The sequence below is a fragment of the Prochlorococcus sp. MIT 0701 genome, assembly GCF_000760295.1.
In the GTDB taxonomy this organism is placed as follows: domain Bacteria; phylum Cyanobacteriota; class Cyanobacteriia; order PCC-6307; family Cyanobiaceae; genus Prochlorococcus.
Window position 1 is genome coordinate 13315 of sequence record NZ_JNBA01000042.1, and the last position, 16541, is coordinate 29855.

Consider the following 16541-nt stretch of genomic DNA (forward strand, 5'->3'; position numbering starts at 1 on the left):
TGTGGCTCGCGCCTTTCCCCTGGAACGCGTCAGAAATATCGGGATTGCCGCCCATATTGACGCCGGCAAAACCACCTGTACTGAACGCATCCTTTTCTATTCAGGTGTGGTTCACAAGATGGGCGAGGTGCATGACGGCGCCGCCGTCACCGACTGGATGGCTCAGGAGCGCGAGCGCGGAATCACGATTACAGCGGCTGCGATCTCGACAACCTGGAACGATCACCGCATCAATATCATTGACACCCCAGGGCACGTTGACTTCACCATTGAAGTGGAGCGCTCGATGCGAGTGCTCGATGGTGTGATCGCCGTGTTTTGTGCGGTAGGTGGAGTTCAACCTCAATCAGAAACCGTCTGGCGGCAAGCCGATCGCTATTCCGTTCCACGGATGGTTTTTGTCAACAAAATGGACCGCACCGGGGCCGACTTCCTCAAGGTTCACGGACAGATCAAGAATCGCCTCAAAGCCAACGCCATCCCAATCCAGCTGCCTATTGGTGCAGAGGGAGATCTCAGCGGAATTATTGACCTCGTTAAAAACAAAGCCTTCATTTATAAGGACGATCTCGGCAAGGACATTGAAGAAACTGAGATTCCAGAGAACATGAAAGAGCTTGCCGCTGAATGGCGAGCCAAGCTGATGGAATGTGTTGCTGAAACCGACGAAGAACTGATTGAAGTTTTTCTAGAGACGGAAGAACTAAGTGAAGCCCAACTTGCATCAGGCATTCGCGAAGGGGTTCTCAAGCACGGCCTTGTACCTTTGCTGTGTGGATCTGCCTTCAAGAACAAGGGCGTTCAACTGCTATTGGATGCAGTGGTGGACTACCTACCCGCTCCAGTTGATGTGCCCCCGATTCAAGGTTTACTTCCCAATGGCAAGGAGGCAGTAAGGCCATCCGATGACAACGCACCATTTAGTGCTTTGGCCTTCAAGGTGATGGCGGACCCCTACGGCAAGCTCACCTTCGTGCGTATGTATTCAGGGGTGCTCGAGAAAGGCAGCTATGTGCTGAACTCCACGAAGAACGAGAAAGAACGAATTTCCCGACTGATCATTCTCAAGGCCGATGACCGTGAAGAGGTCGATGCACTACGCGCAGGAGATCTCGGTGCCGTTCTAGGCCTGAAGAACACCACGACAGGCGACACCCTTTGCACGACTGATGATCCGATTGTTCTAGAAACCCTCTACATCCCCGAGCCAGTGATATCGGTGGCTGTTGAGCCCAAAACCAAGGGTGATATGGAAAAACTTTCCAAAGCCCTGCTTTCATTATCGGAAGAGGATCCCACCTTCCGCGTCAGCACAGACCCTGAAACCAGTCAAACCGTGATTGCTGGCATGGGCGAACTCCACCTTGAAATCCTCGTGGATCGCATGCTGCGAGAATTCAAGGTTGAGGCCAACATCGGCGCTCCACAGGTCTCCTACAGGGAAACCATTCGTGCCAGCTCTAAAGGCGAGGGCAAGTTTGCCCGTCAAACTGGTGGTAAAGGCCAATACGGCCACGTGGTAATCGAAATGGAACCCGGAGAACCGGGGTCAGGCTTTGAATTCGTCAACAAGATTGTCGGCGGCATCGTTCCCAAGGAATACATCAAGCCTGCCGAATCAGGCATGCGTGAAACATGCGAATCCGGCGTTATCGCTGGCTATCCGCTCATCGATGTGAAAGTCACCATGGTTGACGGGTCTTACCACGATGTGGACTCGTCCGAGATGGCTTTCAAAATCGCCGGATCGATGGCTTTCAAAGACGGCGTCAAGAAGTGCAATCCTGTGCTGCTTGAACCGATGATGAAGGTTGAAGTCGAGATCCCCGAGGATTTCCTCGGTTCGATCATCGGCGATCTGTCCTCCCGGCGAGGTCAGGTTGAAGGCCAGTCCATTGACGATGGACTCTCTAAAGTGCAGTCCAAAGTGCCTCTAGCCGAAATGTTCGGTTACGCCACCCAGCTCCGATCCATGACTCAAGGTCGGGGTATCTTCTCGATGGAGTTCAGCCATTACGAGGAAGTTCCTCGCAACGTTGCTGAAGCCATCATCTCCAAGAATCAGGGCAATTCCTGATCTCTATAACACCCACTTTCCACCCCCCGATTCTTTTACACAATGGCTCGCGAGAAGTTTGAGAGGAACAAGCCTCACGTCAACATTGGCACCATCGGCCATGTCGACCACGGCAAAACAACCCTTACCGCAGCTATCACAAGTGTGCTTGCGAAAAAGGGTCAAGCCAAGGTGCAAGATTACGCCGAGATCGACGGCGCGCCTGAAGAGCGTGAGCGCGGTATCACGATCAACACCGCCCACGTGGAATACGAAACCGTCGGGCGTCACTATGCACATGTGGACTGCCCCGGTCACGCTGATTACGTGAAAAACATGATTACCGGTGCGGCCCAGATGGACGGAGCCATCCTGGTTTGCGCAGCAACCGATGGTCCCATGGCCCAAACCAAAGAGCACATCCTTCTTGCCAAGCAGGTGGGCGTGCCTGCACTGGTTGTCGCTCTCAACAAATGCGACATGGTCGACGATGAAGAAATCATCGAGCTCGTTGAAATGGAGATCCGTGAACTCCTGAGCAGCTACGACTTCCCTGGTGATGACATCCCCATAGTCCAAGTATCTGGTCTCAAAGCCATTGAAGGTGAAGCTGAATGGGAAGCAAAGATCGATGAGTTAATGGACGCAGTTGATGCATCCATACCGGAACCAGAGAGAGAAATCGAAAAACCTTTCCTAATGGCCGTAGAGGACGTTTTCTCAATCACTGGTCGTGGCACCGTGGCCACCGGACGAATCGAACGCGGCAAGGTCAAAAAAGGCGAAGAAATCGAGATTGTCGGCATTAGAGACAGCCGCAAGACCACCGTGACCGGTGTGGAAATGTTCCGTAAAGATCTTGATGAAGGCTTGGCGGGAGACAATTGCGGGCTCCTACTTCGCGGCATCGAGAAGGAAGACATCGAGCGCGGCATGGTACTAGTCAAACCAGGCTCAATTACACCTCACACTAAATTCGAGGGTCAGGTTTACGTCCTCAAAAAAGAAGAAGGTGGACGCCACACCCCCTTCTTCGCCGGATACCGTCCACAGTTCTACATCCGAACCACTGACGTGACGGGCCAAATTACCGCCTTCACAGCCGAAGACGGCTCCAATGTGGAGATGGTGATGCCAGGCGACAACATCAAAATGACTGGTGAATTGATCTGCCCTGTTGCTATCGAGCAAGGTATGCGTTTCGCCATTCGTGAAGGCGGCCGCACCATCGGTGCCGGTGTGGTTTCGAAGATCATCGAATGATCAAGATGGGGATGATTGGGCCTTTGCCTTGTCATCCCTTAAATTCAAAGCTTCAGCCTGCATGAACGATCAACGTTCAATGCATCTCCAAAGAACCTCGACAATCCATCCCTAACCCCAATACAGGGAACATCTCCTAAACCTTTCATGTCCACGGCTATCGCTCAGCAGAAGATCCGCATCCGCCTTAAGGCTTTTGACCGTCGCATGTTGGATCTTTCCTGCGACAAAATCATTGAAACAGCCGATAACACTGCCGCGACGGCAATCGGCCCAATCCCTCTTCCCACCAAAAGGAAGATTTACTGTGTGCTTTGCTCACCCCATGTGGACAAAGACTCACGAGAACACTTCGAAACGCGGACCCATCGGCGCATCATCGATATCTACAACCCGTCAGCCAAGACCATCGATGCCCTGATGAAACTCGACCTCCCAAGTGGTGTTGACATTGAAGTGAAACTCTGAAGGTCAACCAAGATGTGGGCCGGCTAACTAGGCTTTTAATCTCTCTAGGACATTATCTGTGACCGACCTGTCCGTCAGGGAGTTGCCTCTCTTCCCTCTGCCGGATGTCGTCTTATTCCCCCAAGAAGTGCTTCCACTGCACATTTTTGAGTCTCGTTACCGAATGATGCTCCAGAGTGTGCTTGAAAGTGATCGGCGTTTTGGTGTGCTGCGCTGGGATCCTCAAACAAAAACAATGGCGAATGTGGGATGTTGCGCAGAGATCCTGCAACACCAAACATCCAAAGACGGACGCAGCAATATCGTCACCCTTGGACAGCAGCGCTTCCGAGTGCTCGATGTGATTCGAGACGCCCCTTTCCGCACTGCCATGGTGAGCTGGATCGAGGATGACCAAATGGATAACCACAGCCAGCTACAGGAGCTATCCATCAGCGTTGCAAAAGCCCTACACGATGTGGTGATGCTTACAGGCAAGCTCACAGATTCAGACATCACCATGCCAGATGACCTGCCTGATCTTCCCAGGGAACTCTCTTTCTGGATCGGCGCCCATCTCGGAGGGCCTGTGGCTGAAGAGCAACAGGCACTACTGGAGCTCACAAGAACCAGCCATCGCCTGGAGCGTGAATACGAGATGCTTGACCACACCCGCCGCCAGCTTGCGGCACGGACTGTACTCAAAGAAAGCCTCACCAACGTCGATCAGGCCAACAATTAATGGACGTTTGGGTGTGGATATTGATCCTGGCAGGGACAACCCTAACTTCTGCTGTATTGATCTGGACCCAACGGGATCGGCGATACAAATCAAGCGCCAGTGTTGCCTCTGCTTACGATGCCTGGACCAATGACCAGCTGCTCGAGCGGCTCTGGGGTGAACACGTCCACCTCGGCTATTACGGCAAACCTCCTGGCAGCAGAGATTTCCGAGCCGCAAAGGAAGACTTCGTACATGAGCTCGTTCAATGGAGTGGACTCGCCCAACTCCCTCGAGGCTCCCGAGTACTTGACGTGGGCTGCGGTATTGGTGGTAGCGCAAGAATCCTGGCCCGGGATTACAACTTTGACGTGCTTGGCATCACCATCAGTCCAGCCCAGGTAAAACGAGCATCTCAACTCACTCCTGAGGGGATGACCTGCCAATTCCAGGTTATGGATGCCCTCGATTTAAAACTAGCCAAAGGTAGCTTCGACGCTGTGTGGAGTGTGGAAGCAGGCCCCCACATGCCAGACAAGCAGCGCTATGCAGATGAACTGCTGCGTGTGCTGCGACCAAAAGGTGTACTTGCGGTGGCCGATTGGAACCGCCGTGATTACGAAGATGGGGAAATGACCAAACTTGAGCGATGGGTGATGCGTCAGCTACTCAACCAGTGGGCCCATCCGGAATTCGCCAGCATTAACGGATTCCGCCGCCATTTGCTACATAGCCATTATTCCTGCGGCCCTGTCGAATCTGACGACTGGACAAGATCCATCCTGCCCTCCTGGAATGATTCGATTTTGGAGGGGTTTCGTCGTCCTGGAGCCGTGCTCGGGTTGGGTCCAACCGCCGTGCTCAAGGGATTCAGAGAAATACCAACGATTTTGTTGATGCGCTGGGCTTTTGCCCATGGTCTGATGCAATTCGGCGTCTTCCGCAGCCGCGACTGATCTCAATCGAGCTCCAAGTCGCTGCTGAAATAAGAACCGAAGTGCACAAGATGTTCACACAAAGGCTGCAAGGCCTCGATGAGCTGCTCAGATGCACCAATACCACCATCCCTCAATTCCACATCCACAAAGAACACGTATTCGCCTAGTTCTCGTTTCGAGGGACGCGACTCAATCCGACTCATATTGAACCCCAGTCGAGCCACACAAGTGAGTGCTTCGAGCAGGCTGCCCGGGGCGTTGGCATGGAGAGAGAATGCGAAGCTGGCCACATCACCACGTTGAAGCGGTGTTCCCTGCCGTAACAACAGGAATCTGGTGCGATTGCCCGCGACATCGTTGATAGGGAAAGCCAGTTCTTTAAGACCTCTTCCCTGGCCCGTAGGCCGAGAAGCGATCGCTGCACGAAATCGACTACCTATAACCATTCTTGCCGCCTCGGCCGTAGAACTTGTAGGCAACTGCAGGGCATCAGGAAGATGCTCAGCCAACCAGCCACTGCACTGAGCCAGAGCTTGGGGATGTGACAGGACTTCAGAGATGTCTTTGAGTCCACCGCTGCTCAGTAGAGCATGACGAATCGGCAAAACGACTGCCCTAAGGATGCATAACTGCGGATGAGACCAAAGCGCATCCAAGCTGCCAGTTACACCACCCTCCACGGAATTCTCCACCGGGACCACCGCCATTTCAGAGCGTTTAGTGGCCACATGCTCAACTACGGACCGCAGTCCTACACATGGCACCAGCTCAAAATTCGCTAATCCTTCAAGCTCCACCAGAGCTTGGGCCGCTTGCTGGCCATAGGTTCCCTCCGGTCCGAGGAAGGCCACGCGTATTGGCATCAGAAGCGCATCGCAAGTTAGGTCGATAGGATCATGACGCGTCAACCGCAAGCCATGCCTCTGGCTTTCCAAGCCAGCCAGAACCTCAATTTGCCGGTAAGGCAAAACGCTGAGCGACTGCCTGCTTACCTGCTCGAGCAGGATAGGGTTCTAGCTGCCCTGCTGGAATGGGAAAAACTTACCCCACTAGGAGATGGTCGCTTCAGCTACGCAGTGACCAGCCTGAAAGTGTTTCAGCTACAGATCAACCCAGTTGTCTCACTCAAAGTAGACAACTGTGACGGCAAACTCAGCATCCGCGCAACCGATAGCGAACTTAAAGGCCTAGATCTAGTGGATGACTTCGACCTCGGCCTGGAGGCCATCATGGAAGCCACCCCAAAGGGTCTTGAAGGGGAAGCTCTGCTATCGGTCAGCGTTACCCCACCAGCACTGCTGAAGTTAATCCCCCAAGGGGTGTTGAAAAGCACCGGTCAATCAATACTCAGCGGCATCCTGCTTGGCATCAAAACCCGTGTTGGCCAACAACTTGTCAAGGATTTCAGCCAATGGTGCCAAGAGACACCCATAACCTCAAGTGAGGCTGCCCTTAACAGCAAACAGCTTGGTGAGGAATGAGCGACGATGAAGCGCGGTAGGGCCTAAGTCCAACAAGGCACGCCGGTGGATCGCCGTTCCATAGCCAACATGTCGCTCCAAACCGTAGCCATAGAAACGACTAGCCAACCGCTTGATCAGCCCATCACGAGCCTGCTTGGCCAACACACTGGCTGCAGCGATGGCCGCACATTGGCTATCACCGCGCACCACGGTACGTTGCGGCCCCATCCAGAGGCGCAATGGCAAGACGCCATCAACCAAGACAAGCTCCAACGGTGTAGGTAGGCGCTGCAGTGCCCTCAGCATGGACAGTTCCGTCGCAGAGCGAATGCCTAGCGCGTCAATTTCGCGAGCCGAGGCCTGTCCAAGAGCCCAAGCCGTCGCGGCGTTCTCAATCAGCGGCACTAGGCGAGCCCTGCGGCGAACAGTCAGTACTTTGCTATCTGTTAACCCCTCAGCCAACAATTCGACTGCCGCAACTTCAGTCAGGACAACCGCTCCGGCAAACACAGGACCAAACCAGCAGCCCCGACCCACCTCATCAACTCCGGCGATGGATTCCGCCGAAGGGTCCATATCAGCCTGCAGCAGAGGAGCGGCGGCGGCGGCGGCGGGGATCCTCGGGTTCACTCTCCTGCTGCTCGGAAAGTGAAGAAACGGTTTCTACAGAAGCGCTGCTCGATGAATGATCAACCTCAAGAGGAGTGATTTGAACACTTAGAGGCTCATTCTTTGCGACAACCTTGGTTTGCTGGACAACCACCTCTGTGCCATTGGATGAAGGGGTTTCGACACTGGCTTCGGGGGCACCACGGCCGGCCCCTCGACCACCACCTCGTCCCCGACGCCGACGCCGATTGGAACTAGCTAAAAGCTGCTCACGAGCCTCCTCAAGGACAGACTCAGCATCTTCCCCAGGCCGAACCACGCGAACCAAAAGGTTGTCATTCTCTGGAGGTGGCTCAATCAAAAGCAAAGGGTTTAATCCAAGCCAAGCAAACACCTCCTCCTGCTCTGAATCCATTGGAACAGCAACCAATTCAGGTTCCTGGCGACGAATAACACCCTCAGACGAGGCCGAAGGCTCTTGTCTCTCAGATTCAAGAGACGTGGTTGACTCAACTCCATTCGCCACACCAGAAGGAGGCGTAATTGCAGGCAGCTCAACCGCACCGGTACGAATGCGCCCACCACGCCTACGGCGACCATTCCCGCCATCCCCTGGCACCTGGGCTTCAGCCCGAGCAGAGGCTGCTGATCTCACCAATCCAGTAGCCAAAGCAAGTGGCTGTAGCAGATCTTTGCCAGGTAGTACCGCCACATGGCCAAGGCCACCACAGCCAGGACAAGCCCTGCCAAACAATTCATAGATGTTCTGCCCCTGACGCTTACGAGTGAGTTCCACCAGCCCCAGTTCAGTCAACTGGGCAATCTGAGGGCGAGCAGCATCATCGCGAACGGCTGCTGTGAAGTGCTCCAGCAACTGCAACTGATCACGGCGCGACTCCATGTCGATGAAGTCGATGATGATCACACCGCCAATATTGCGAAGCTTCAGCTGGCGGGCAATCTCAATAGCTGCCTCACAATTGGTCCAGAGCACCGTCTGACGAGCATTGGCCGAACGAGTGAACGAGCCTGAATTGACATCAATAACAGTGAGTGCCTCCGTCGGCTCAATGATCACGTAGCCACCAGATGGCAGATCTACCCTGGGCTTGAGAGCATCGCGGATGGCAGCATTAACTCGGTAATGCTCAAGAAGTTCGGTGGATTCGTTATGGGCCTCAACTAATACATTTGGACCTTCCTGGCCGAGGAAACTGCTCACACGCTCAACGGCAGCGGCATCATTCACCACTACTCTCACAAGATCTGGACCGACGTGATCTCTCAAAACGCGATGAATGAAATCCTCATCGCGATTGAGCAGCACCGGCGGAAGAGCATTGTCTGCCGCCTGCTGGATGGCTTCCCATTGCCTGAGTAAAGCCTCCAGATCATCGATCAGCAGATCTTCACTAATGCCATCGGCCTCGGTGCGAATCAACAGGCCAGCACCCGGCGGCTTCACTAGTACCCCAAGTGCTCGCAAGCGATTTCGTTCCCCTTCGGAATTAATCCGGCGAGAGATGTTCACCCCCTGGCCATGGGGCTGCAGCACCAAGTAGCGACCAGGCAGCGCCAGGTTGCCAGTAAGCCTTGGACCCTTGGAGCCTGTTGGCTCCTTCATCACCTGAACCAACACCTGTTGACGGGGCTCCAGCAGCTCGGTAATACCTGCAGCACCCTTCTTCAAACGCAGAGGGCCCAGATCAGTGACATGGATAAAACCATTTTTCTCACTTTCCCCAATATTCACAAAAGCGGCATCAATGCCCGGGAGAACGTTCTCGACCGTGCCGAGGTAGACATCTCCGATCTGGTATCGACCCTGAGCGACGATCAACTCATCGACTCGCTCATCTGTGAGCAAGGCTGCGATCCGCAGCTGCTCAGAGATGACAATTTGCTGGGGCATAGAAAAATAAATAGGGAGCCCTGCTGGACTCAGAACCGATCAATGGCCTGCCGGCTCAATGCATCGGGTGGAAAACGAATTAACAGCCAAAGGCCGTTGAAGAAGCAGACGGAGTCAAAAACTCCTATGGGTTATGTGTCTCACTGCTCCCGAACAGAGGGAACGGAATGAACGAGCAGCAAATAGCCTCGCTTTGCTCAGAATTGGAGTGAAGAAGGCTGGGACGGACCAATGGCAAAAGTTGCCATTGACTTCGCGTCATTTTTTGACTCTAACACTGCAGCAACTCGAGTCCCTGACTTTGCACACCGGTCATGCGCAAGGACTCACCCATCTGCTCTGCAATCCAATGCTGCAGCTGAACAGGCTTAAGGCTACGGCCCATCGAATCAATGCTTGCCTCCAGACGCAGTTGAACGACGTCTAAGCAAAGAGACTCACATCCCTCCTCGCATCTGTTGCAAAGTTGAAGTTCACGCAATGCTGGCCAGCAGTCTCGTTGATGCGGCCGTCCCTTCTTATCAATGTCATGCCACAGCAGTTCATGAGCCTCCTTCAAGAACTCCACAGCTACTTGCCACTGATGCCACGTGCCACGTCGATGGCTTCTCAGACTCAATGGCCAAATCAAAGCGCCATGAGGCTGCAACCAGCAACTGAGAGAGGCTGCTACCGCCTAAAGGCACAGATTCTGCACTAAGCAAAGAGAGTCCCTTCGGCAAGGTGACCTGAAGCTGCTGACGCATGGTCTCGGCCTCCACCGGCTCTAAAACTCGAGATCCATCCATTCCCCAAAGGCCTCCCCCATAACTCATGGCCCATGTAACGGGCAGGGCGATTGATCCCGGCATTGACCAGGCTCTCGAAATCCACCGGCTCCAGACGGGGTGAGGCGACGGTCATGGCCAGCAGGGCACTGATCCCATCGTTTGGACAACGCTGGCCAACCCCGCGACACAGCGCAAGGACCCGTGACGTAGCAAGATGCCTGCCAAGACAGCCAGCTCATCAGTGGTTCAGGTCAACAGCAACTACCTCAAACTAAAGGCGGGATATCTGTTCCCCGAAATCGCCAGGCGGGTCAAAAGCTTCTGTGAAGCCAACCCGGATGCTGGGCTCATCCGCCTCGGCATCGGCGATGTAACCGAACCACTTCCACTGGCATGCCGAAACGCGATGAAGGTCGCCATCGACGAGATGGGTACCAACACTGGTTTCCATGGCTATGGCCCTGAGCAGGGCTACGACTGGCTGCGCGAAGCGATCGCCAAGCATGATTTCCAGACCAAAGGCTGTCAGATCAATGCCGAGGAGATCTTTGTCTCCGACGGATCGAAGTGCGATAGCAGCAACATCCTCGACATCCTTGGGAGCAGCAATCGCATCGCCGTCACAGATCCAGTTTATCCGGTGTATGTCGACAGCAACGTTATGGTGGGTCGCACCGGCGACGCCAATGAAAGCGGCCGCTACGCAGGCCTGAGCTACCTGCCAATCAACGCCAAAAATGGGTTTGCAGCCAAGATCCCCTCCGAACCAGTCGATCTGATCTATCTGTGTTTCCCCAACAACCCCACCGGAGCGGTAGCCACAAGAGCTCAGCTCCAGGAGTGGGTGAACTATGCCCGCACCAACAACGTCTTGATTTTGTTTGACGCTGCCTATGAGGCGTTCATCCAGAATCCCGACCTGCCCCATTCGATCTATGAGATCGAGGGCGCTAGAGACTGTGCGATCGAATTCCGATCGTTCTCCAAGAATGCTGGATTCACCGGCACCCGTTGCGCCTTCACCGTGGTGCCGAAAGGCTTGAAGGGAAAAACCGACGATGGATCAGAGGTGGAACTCTGGAATCTCTGGAACAGGCGCCAAAGCACCAAGTTCAACGGCGTCAGCTACATCATTCAACGTGGCGCCGAAGCGGTTTACTCCGCCCAAGGCCAGGGGGAGATCAATGCGCTAGTGAGCTTCTACATGAAAAACGCCGCCATCATCCGGAGAGAACTTACGGCCGCCGGGATCGAAGTGCATGGCGGTGAGCATGCGCCATATGTGTGGCTGAAGACACCGGACGACATGGATTCCTGGAGCTTCTTCGATCATCTGCTCCAGAACGCCCACGTGGTAGGCACCCCAGGCAGCGGTTTCGGTGCTGCAGGCGAAGGCTACTTCCGTCTCTCAGCCTTCAACAGTCGCGTCAATGTGGACGAGGCCATGCGTCGGATCCGTACCCTCTGAGATCACAGGATCGATCCCCCGCCATTGAAGCTGGAATAGCTCACCATCTGCCTCATGGGTGAGCGGCCCACGTACATTGGGGCCCTCCCGATCGTCCTGGCCATGGCGGTGAATGCCCCCAGCCCCAGTCCCGGTGGTGCCGCCGTCCTCGAGAAGCAAACCGAGCGGATCCGCAAGCAATCACCTCATTACAAGGTTCTTCTTCACAACGATCCGGTGAACTCCATGGAATACGTGGTGGTCACCCTCCAGCAGGTGGTACCCCAACTAAGCGAGCAGGACGCCATGGCCGTGATGCTCGAAGCCCATAACACCGGCGTCGGGCTGGTTATCGTCTGCGACCTCGAACCAGCCGAGTTCTACTGCGAAACGCTGAAAGCCAAGGGGCTGACCAGCACACTGGAACAGGAAAGCTGAACAGCTCTGGCCTACATCCGCTCTGGTCAGCATGGTTAAACCAACGTTGGCGCTGGTTGCCGACAGTGACTCTGATCCCCGTGCTCTACGGGTTGGGCTGGCTGATCATGCAACCGACCGGCCTCTTCCTGCCCGGGCTGCCGCTCCAATGGCGCGGCCTGCTGGGAACCCTCTGCAGTGCAATGCTGTTTCTAGTGCTGCTGCCTGGCTGGGTTAGGGCCCGCTGGATCAGCCAACATCCATGGCGCAGCTTGGGCATCACTGGTGCAGGCGATGGCAACACCCTTCTGAAACCCCTGCTACTGGGATTGGCCGGGGCCGGGGCCCTGCTGCTGCTAATCAGCGTGATCACGATCAGCGGCCATTGGGGCTACTGGCTAGGAGATCTCAGCGCCGAGAAACTGATCAATGCCGTTCTGCTCTGCCTCGTCGTGGGCTTGCTGGAAGAGCTGATATTCCGCGGCTGGCTCTGGGGAGAGCTCAAGATACTGATCGGAGCACGGCTGGCACTGCCCATTCAAGCCCTGATTTTCAGCCTGGTGCACACACGCTTTAACATTGGAATCTGGCCAATGCTCGGCCTGCTAAGCGGGCTGTTTCTACTGGGCCTGGGCCTGGCCATTCGCAGACATCTCGACCATGGCTCCCTCTGGGGATGTGTAGGACTGCACGGAGGTCTAGTGGGTGGCTGGTTTGCCCTCCAAACCGGCCTCATCCAATTTTCCCCTCAGTCGCCGCTTTGGCTCACCGGGCCAGGTGACAACCCCCTCGGTGGAGTGGTCGGCATCCTGGCGATGGCTTCCTTACTCGTCTATCAGCTCACGGCATTGGCCAAGGCCGCCCGCCCCATCACTGGAGCCCGTAGAGCCTCCTCCAAAGGCGCCACCCCGTAATCCCGCTCAAGCAAGGCCATCACGGTACGTCCGAAATTGCCAGGGTCAGTCTCAAAAGCCTCGAGACATATTCTTCCGAAAATGCTTCCCATCGGTTCAGGGTTCCAGAGCAGCTTCCTAGCCGTCCAGGGCATCATGCTCATGGGGTTGTAGCCGGGCTGAATCAAACCCTGTTCAAAACCGTACTGCTCCAGATGGGTGTGAGGTTGGAGGCCAATGAAGAAGATGGCAGGCTCCACCTTGTCGGGCCCAAAAATCCGTTCCAGCTCGCGGTGATAGGCGATGGATTGACGAATCGTTTCCGGTCTTTCGTCAATCACGTTGAAGGAGTAGTTCACCGACACGTGTTGGCGGAAGCCAGCACGGACTAACAGCCGACAGTTCTCAAGCACAGTTCGCAGGTTGTAACCCATGCGCATCTTGCGCACGAGCTCCTGAGACCCTGAGGTAATGCCGATCTCGAAGTAACTCATGCCGGTTGCCACCATCAACTCCGCAAGCTCGGCATCAAGGTTGTCGGCACGGATGTAGGCGGCCCAACGAATTCCCTTGAGCCCTTCGGCCTGGATCGCCGTCAAAAGATTTTTGGCATCCTCAATGTATCGGCGGGCGGGGATGAACTGCGCATCAGTGAACCAAAAGCCACGTACGCCACGGTCATAAAGCTGGCGCATCTCCGCCACCACCTCTTTGACAGGATTGAGCCGTACCTGTTTCCCCTCCACAACGGTGTAAACGCAATAGCAACAATTGTGGGGACAGCCCCGCTTGGTCTGTACACCGACGTAGAAGTCACCACCCTCTAGGTACCAATTCAACTGAGGCCATATCGATGAGATGTAGTCGTAATCGCAGGCGGTTTTAGGACGACTTTCAGGCTGCTCATGAATCAGACCAGCTCGCACTGGCTCACCCACCACAAAACAGCGTTGATCATGCAAGGAAACGCCGCGCAGCAAATTCTCCAATAGGGGCTCCCCTTCCCCCAGCGACACGATGGTGCCCTTCGGCAAAGAGCGGCCAAGTTGCTCATAAAACACACTCACTGCACCACCACCCAAGACGGCACGGGCATCGCTGACATAGCGACGAGCAGCTCGCCGCCCATGTCGCACAAGTCGCTGATTGCGCCAGAGCTCTCCGTAATGGCTTTTCAACAACAACAATCCACCGAAGGCGCCCCGGAGGCGTCGCAAAGGATTACTTGCATAAAACACCTCAAAGGAGTGCTGCAGTGGATTGCCAGTGCGACCATCCACCGGTGCATAGATCTGGATATCTCTCCAAGAAAAAACCAGCAGGGTGGGGCGAAACTGATCAATCGTGGCCAACAACACCCGCTCAACATCCAGCACAGGCAAAGCAGCCAAATCCAAAATCCGTTGAGGAAGATTCGGGAAACACTTGTGCAGGTGATCGGCCAGGTAAATCGGACCAATTGGAAAAATTGGATTGCAGGGCAACCTCACCAGCAGCACACGCTCCTCTACCTGCGAGGGAAATCTTCTAGAGACCTCAAAGGATGAAGCGGAACCCATTGGTCAAGAGCGCAGGATCTCAGCGATTGCTCAAGCTGAAAGCGACGCTAACAATGACTGCGCTTGTACTAAGCGCTAATCAGTCAAGCCGTTGTCTCTGAAACTCCCGGCATCAATTGAAGATGAGCAAAGCAAGCTCCCCGCTGCGCAGCGACTAATTACTCTCTAATAAGAATGAGTTCTTGATGGGCAGCAGCTTTGGGGATCTATTCCGAATCAGCACCTTCGGTGAATCTCATGGAGGGGGCGTGGGAGTCATCGTGGAAGGCTGCCCACCAAGGCTTGAGCTTGACCTACAGAAGATTCAGGCCGAGCTAGATCGACGCAAACCTGGCCAAAGCAAGATCAGTACACCCCGAAAGGAAGAAGATCAGGTCGAAATCCTCAGCGGTCTGCTCAACAACACAACCCTTGGAACACCAATCGCCATGGTGGTGCGCAACAAGGATCACAAGCCCGGCGACTACAAGGAGATGAATGTTGCATTTCGGCCTTCCCATGCCGATGCCACCTACCAGGCGAAGTACGGCATCCAAGCTCGAAGCGGTGGAGGGCGAGCCTCCGCAAGAGAGACGATTGCTCGGGTAGCCGCTGGAGCGATTGCCAAGCAATTACTGACCAAAGCCCATAACACCGAAGTACTGGCATGGGTCAAACGCATTCACACCCTGGAGGCCGAAATCAATGCCCAGGACGTCAGCATTGATGACGTCGAAGCAAACATCGTGCGTTGCCCGAACCAAGTCATGGCAGCGCAAATGGTTGAACGTATTGAAGCCATCAGCCGTGAAGGCGACTCATGCGGTGGTGTGATCGAGTGCGTTGTACGCAATGCTCCAATGGGTCTGGGGATGCCGGTGTTCGACAAGCTTGAGGCAGACCTCGCCAAGGCTGTGATGTCACTACCTGCCAGCAAGGGCTTTGAGATCGGCTCGGGTTTTGGCGGCACCCTGCTAAAAGGCAGCGAGCACAACGACGCTTTCCTCCCCACTCATGACGGTCGCCTACGAACAGCCACCAACAACTCTGGTGGCATCCAGGGAGGGATCACTAACGGTGAATCCATCGTGATCCGAGTGGCGTTCAAGCCAACAGCCACCATCCGCAAAGATCAACAAACAATTGACGCTGATGGCAACACCACGACACTGTCCGCCAAAGGTCGTCATGATCCCTGCGTGCTGCCTAGGGCCGTACCGATAGTTGAAGCAATGGTGTCCCTTGTGCTCGCTGATCACCTCTTACGCCAACAAGGACAGTGCAGTCTCTGGTAAAGCAAATCTGCGACTACCTAGACCAAGCAATGATTCCCCCTTCACAAGGTCCTACTACTAGATCATCATCGACAAATAGTTAAAGCATTTGCTGCCAATGGCGCTCTTCGCTCGTGATGCTGCTGATTCACGAGCCATGGAGCCATGATCGCCACAGCAGAATTGCCTTAATCACCAGTGGGATCGCCACTGCCAAACCACTGGCTCGACAAGTAAAAAGGCCTCTTAGTACGACTGGCAAAACAGTTGCTTTTTACCAATTCGCCCGAGGCCTTGAAAGACGAAACGGAGGCACTGGATCAGCCAGTCACCTCCAAGCAACAAGTACTCATTGGAGCGCCAATGGAACACTACCGTTGGCGCCAACCGCCGAGCTGACAACAGAAGTCCCGAGACGACCAGCGGCCTTCGCCATGCGCTTTGCTACAGACGTGGAGGCAACAATACTTTTGCTACCACTAGCTTTGCGTGCACGGCGAGCTGGTCGCGACGTGCCAACTGATGTGCTGGGAGACTTCTTTGCGGAAGCTTTGGCAGCAGAGGTTTTCTTCGCGGGGGCTTTAACAGCAGAGGCTTTCTTCGCGGGAGCTTTAGCAGCAGAGGCTTTCTTCGCGGGGGCTTTAGCAGCAGAGGCTTTGGTAGTCGAAGCCTTCCTTGCGGGGGCTTTAGTAGCAGAGGCTTTCTTCGCGGGGGCTTTAGCAGCAGAGGCTTTGGTAGTCGAAGCCTTCCTTGCGGGGGCTTTAGTAGCAGAGGCTTTCTTCGCAGGGGCTTT

17 protein-coding genes are annotated in these 16541 nt (G+C 54.9%); 11 read left to right on the forward strand and 6 right to left on the reverse strand.

Annotation, left to right across the window (positions count from 1 at the left end):
- Position 1: 1 nt before the first annotated feature.
- The 5 genes from fusA to EV12_RS12505 all read left to right on the forward strand — a co-directional run bounded on the left by fusA (position 2) and on the right by EV12_RS12505 (position 5443).
- The gene (gene fusA / locus EV12_RS12485; RefSeq protein ID WP_036915921.1) at positions 2–2077 is read left to right on the forward strand and encodes an elongation factor G; all 2076 of its coding nucleotides are present in this window, start codon (positions 2–4) and stop codon (positions 2075–2077) included.
- Between the two features lie 42 nt (positions 2078–2119).
- Positions 2120–3319, forward strand: coding sequence for an elongation factor Tu (gene tuf / locus EV12_RS12490; protein ID WP_036915923.1), 1200 nt, complete (start codon positions 2120–2122; stop codon positions 3317–3319).
- A gap of 147 nt (positions 3320–3466) precedes the next feature.
- Positions 3467–3787, forward strand: coding sequence for a 30S ribosomal protein S10 (gene rpsJ / locus EV12_RS12495; RefSeq protein ID WP_011131150.1), 321 nt, complete (start codon positions 3467–3469; stop codon positions 3785–3787).
- Between the two features lie 58 nt (positions 3788–3845).
- A complete protein-coding gene (locus EV12_RS12500) occupies positions 3846–4508 on the forward strand; it encodes an LON peptidase substrate-binding domain-containing protein (protein WP_036915924.1) in 663 nt (220 codons plus the stop codon).
- The gene (locus EV12_RS12505) at positions 4508–5443 is read left to right on the forward strand and encodes a methyltransferase domain-containing protein (RefSeq protein WP_052039493.1); all 936 of its coding nucleotides are present in this window, start codon (positions 4508–4510) and stop codon (positions 5441–5443) included. Before EV12_RS12500 ends, EV12_RS12505 begins: the two co-directional genes overlap by 1 nt.
- Before the next feature lie 2 nt (positions 5444–5445).
- Here EV12_RS12505 and pheA read toward each other — a convergent pair whose 3' ends face one another.
- Positions 5446–6288: a prephenate dehydratase gene (pheA, locus tag EV12_RS12510; protein WP_036915943.1), complete on the reverse strand. Its 843-nt coding sequence runs from the start codon at positions 6286–6288 to the stop codon at positions 5446–5448.
- Between the two features lie 33 nt (positions 6289–6321).
- On the opposite strand from pheA, the gene EV12_RS12515 reads away from it, so the two are divergent.
- Positions 6322–6906 carry a DUF1997 domain-containing protein gene (locus tag EV12_RS12515; RefSeq protein ID WP_081939888.1) on the forward strand — a complete coding sequence of 195 codons (585 nt, stop codon included), beginning with the start codon at positions 6322–6324 and terminating at the stop codon, positions 6904–6906.
- Here EV12_RS12515 and EV12_RS12520 read toward each other — a convergent pair.
- The 4 genes from EV12_RS12520 to EV12_RS12535 form a co-directional block, all read right to left on the reverse strand.
- Positions 6862–7464 (reverse strand): ribonuclease HII, encoded by a 603-nt coding sequence (locus EV12_RS12520; RefSeq protein WP_036915927.1) that lies wholly within the window; start codon positions 7462–7464, stop codon positions 6862–6864. The genes EV12_RS12515 and EV12_RS12520 overlap by 45 nt on opposite strands.
- 1 nt (position 7465) lies before the next feature.
- Positions 7466–9409 carry an Rne/Rng family ribonuclease gene (locus tag EV12_RS12525; RefSeq protein WP_036915929.1) on the reverse strand — a complete coding sequence of 648 codons (1944 nt, stop codon included), beginning with the start codon at positions 9407–9409 and terminating at the stop codon, positions 7466–7468.
- Positions 9410–9680: 271 nt separating this feature from the next.
- On the reverse strand, positions 9681–9968 hold the full coding sequence (locus EV12_RS12530) for a hypothetical protein (RefSeq protein ID WP_036915931.1): 288 nt from the start codon (positions 9966–9968) through the stop codon (positions 9681–9683).
- A complete protein-coding gene (locus tag EV12_RS12535) occupies positions 9952–10260 on the reverse strand; it encodes a DUF2344 domain-containing protein (RefSeq protein WP_152562398.1) in 309 nt (102 codons plus the stop codon). The genes EV12_RS12530 and EV12_RS12535 overlap by 17 nt, the downstream gene beginning before the upstream one ends.
- A 160-nt stretch (positions 10261–10420) precedes the next feature.
- Between EV12_RS12535 and EV12_RS12540 the strand changes: the two genes are divergently transcribed.
- The 3 genes from EV12_RS12540 (at position 10421) to EV12_RS12550 (ending at position 12957) form a co-directional block, all read left to right on the forward strand.
- Positions 10421–11647 carry an LL-diaminopimelate aminotransferase gene (locus tag EV12_RS12540; protein ID WP_036915948.1) on the forward strand — a complete coding sequence of 409 codons (1227 nt, stop codon included), beginning with the start codon at positions 10421–10423 and terminating at the stop codon, positions 11645–11647.
- A 102-nt stretch (positions 11648–11749) separates the two neighbouring features.
- Positions 11750–12064, forward strand: coding sequence for an ATP-dependent Clp protease adapter ClpS (clpS, locus tag EV12_RS12545; protein ID WP_036915950.1), 315 nt, complete (start codon positions 11750–11752; stop codon positions 12062–12064).
- A 107-nt stretch (positions 12065–12171) separates the two neighbouring features.
- Entirely contained in the window at positions 12172–12957 is a 786-nt protein-coding gene (locus EV12_RS12550; RefSeq protein ID WP_052039615.1) for a CPBP family intramembrane glutamic endopeptidase, read from the forward strand.
- Here EV12_RS12550 and EV12_RS12555 read toward each other — a convergent pair.
- The gene (locus EV12_RS12555) at positions 12879–14495 is read right to left on the reverse strand and encodes a photosystem II high light acclimation radical SAM protein (RefSeq protein ID WP_036915936.1); all 1617 of its coding nucleotides are present in this window, start codon (positions 14493–14495) and stop codon (positions 12879–12881) included. The two genes, EV12_RS12550 and EV12_RS12555, sit on opposite strands and share 79 nt — an antisense overlap.
- Before the next feature lie 185 nt (positions 14496–14680).
- On the opposite strand from EV12_RS12555, the gene aroC reads away from it, so the two are divergent.
- A complete protein-coding gene (gene aroC / locus EV12_RS12560; RefSeq protein ID WP_036915939.1) occupies positions 14681–15769 on the forward strand; it encodes a chorismate synthase in 1089 nt (362 codons plus the stop codon).
- Positions 15770–15882: 113 nt separating this feature from the next.
- Positions 15883–16541, forward strand: a 659-nt coding sequence (locus EV12_RS14380) for a hypothetical protein (RefSeq protein ID WP_193742241.1), incomplete at its 3' end; no start/stop codon positions are given.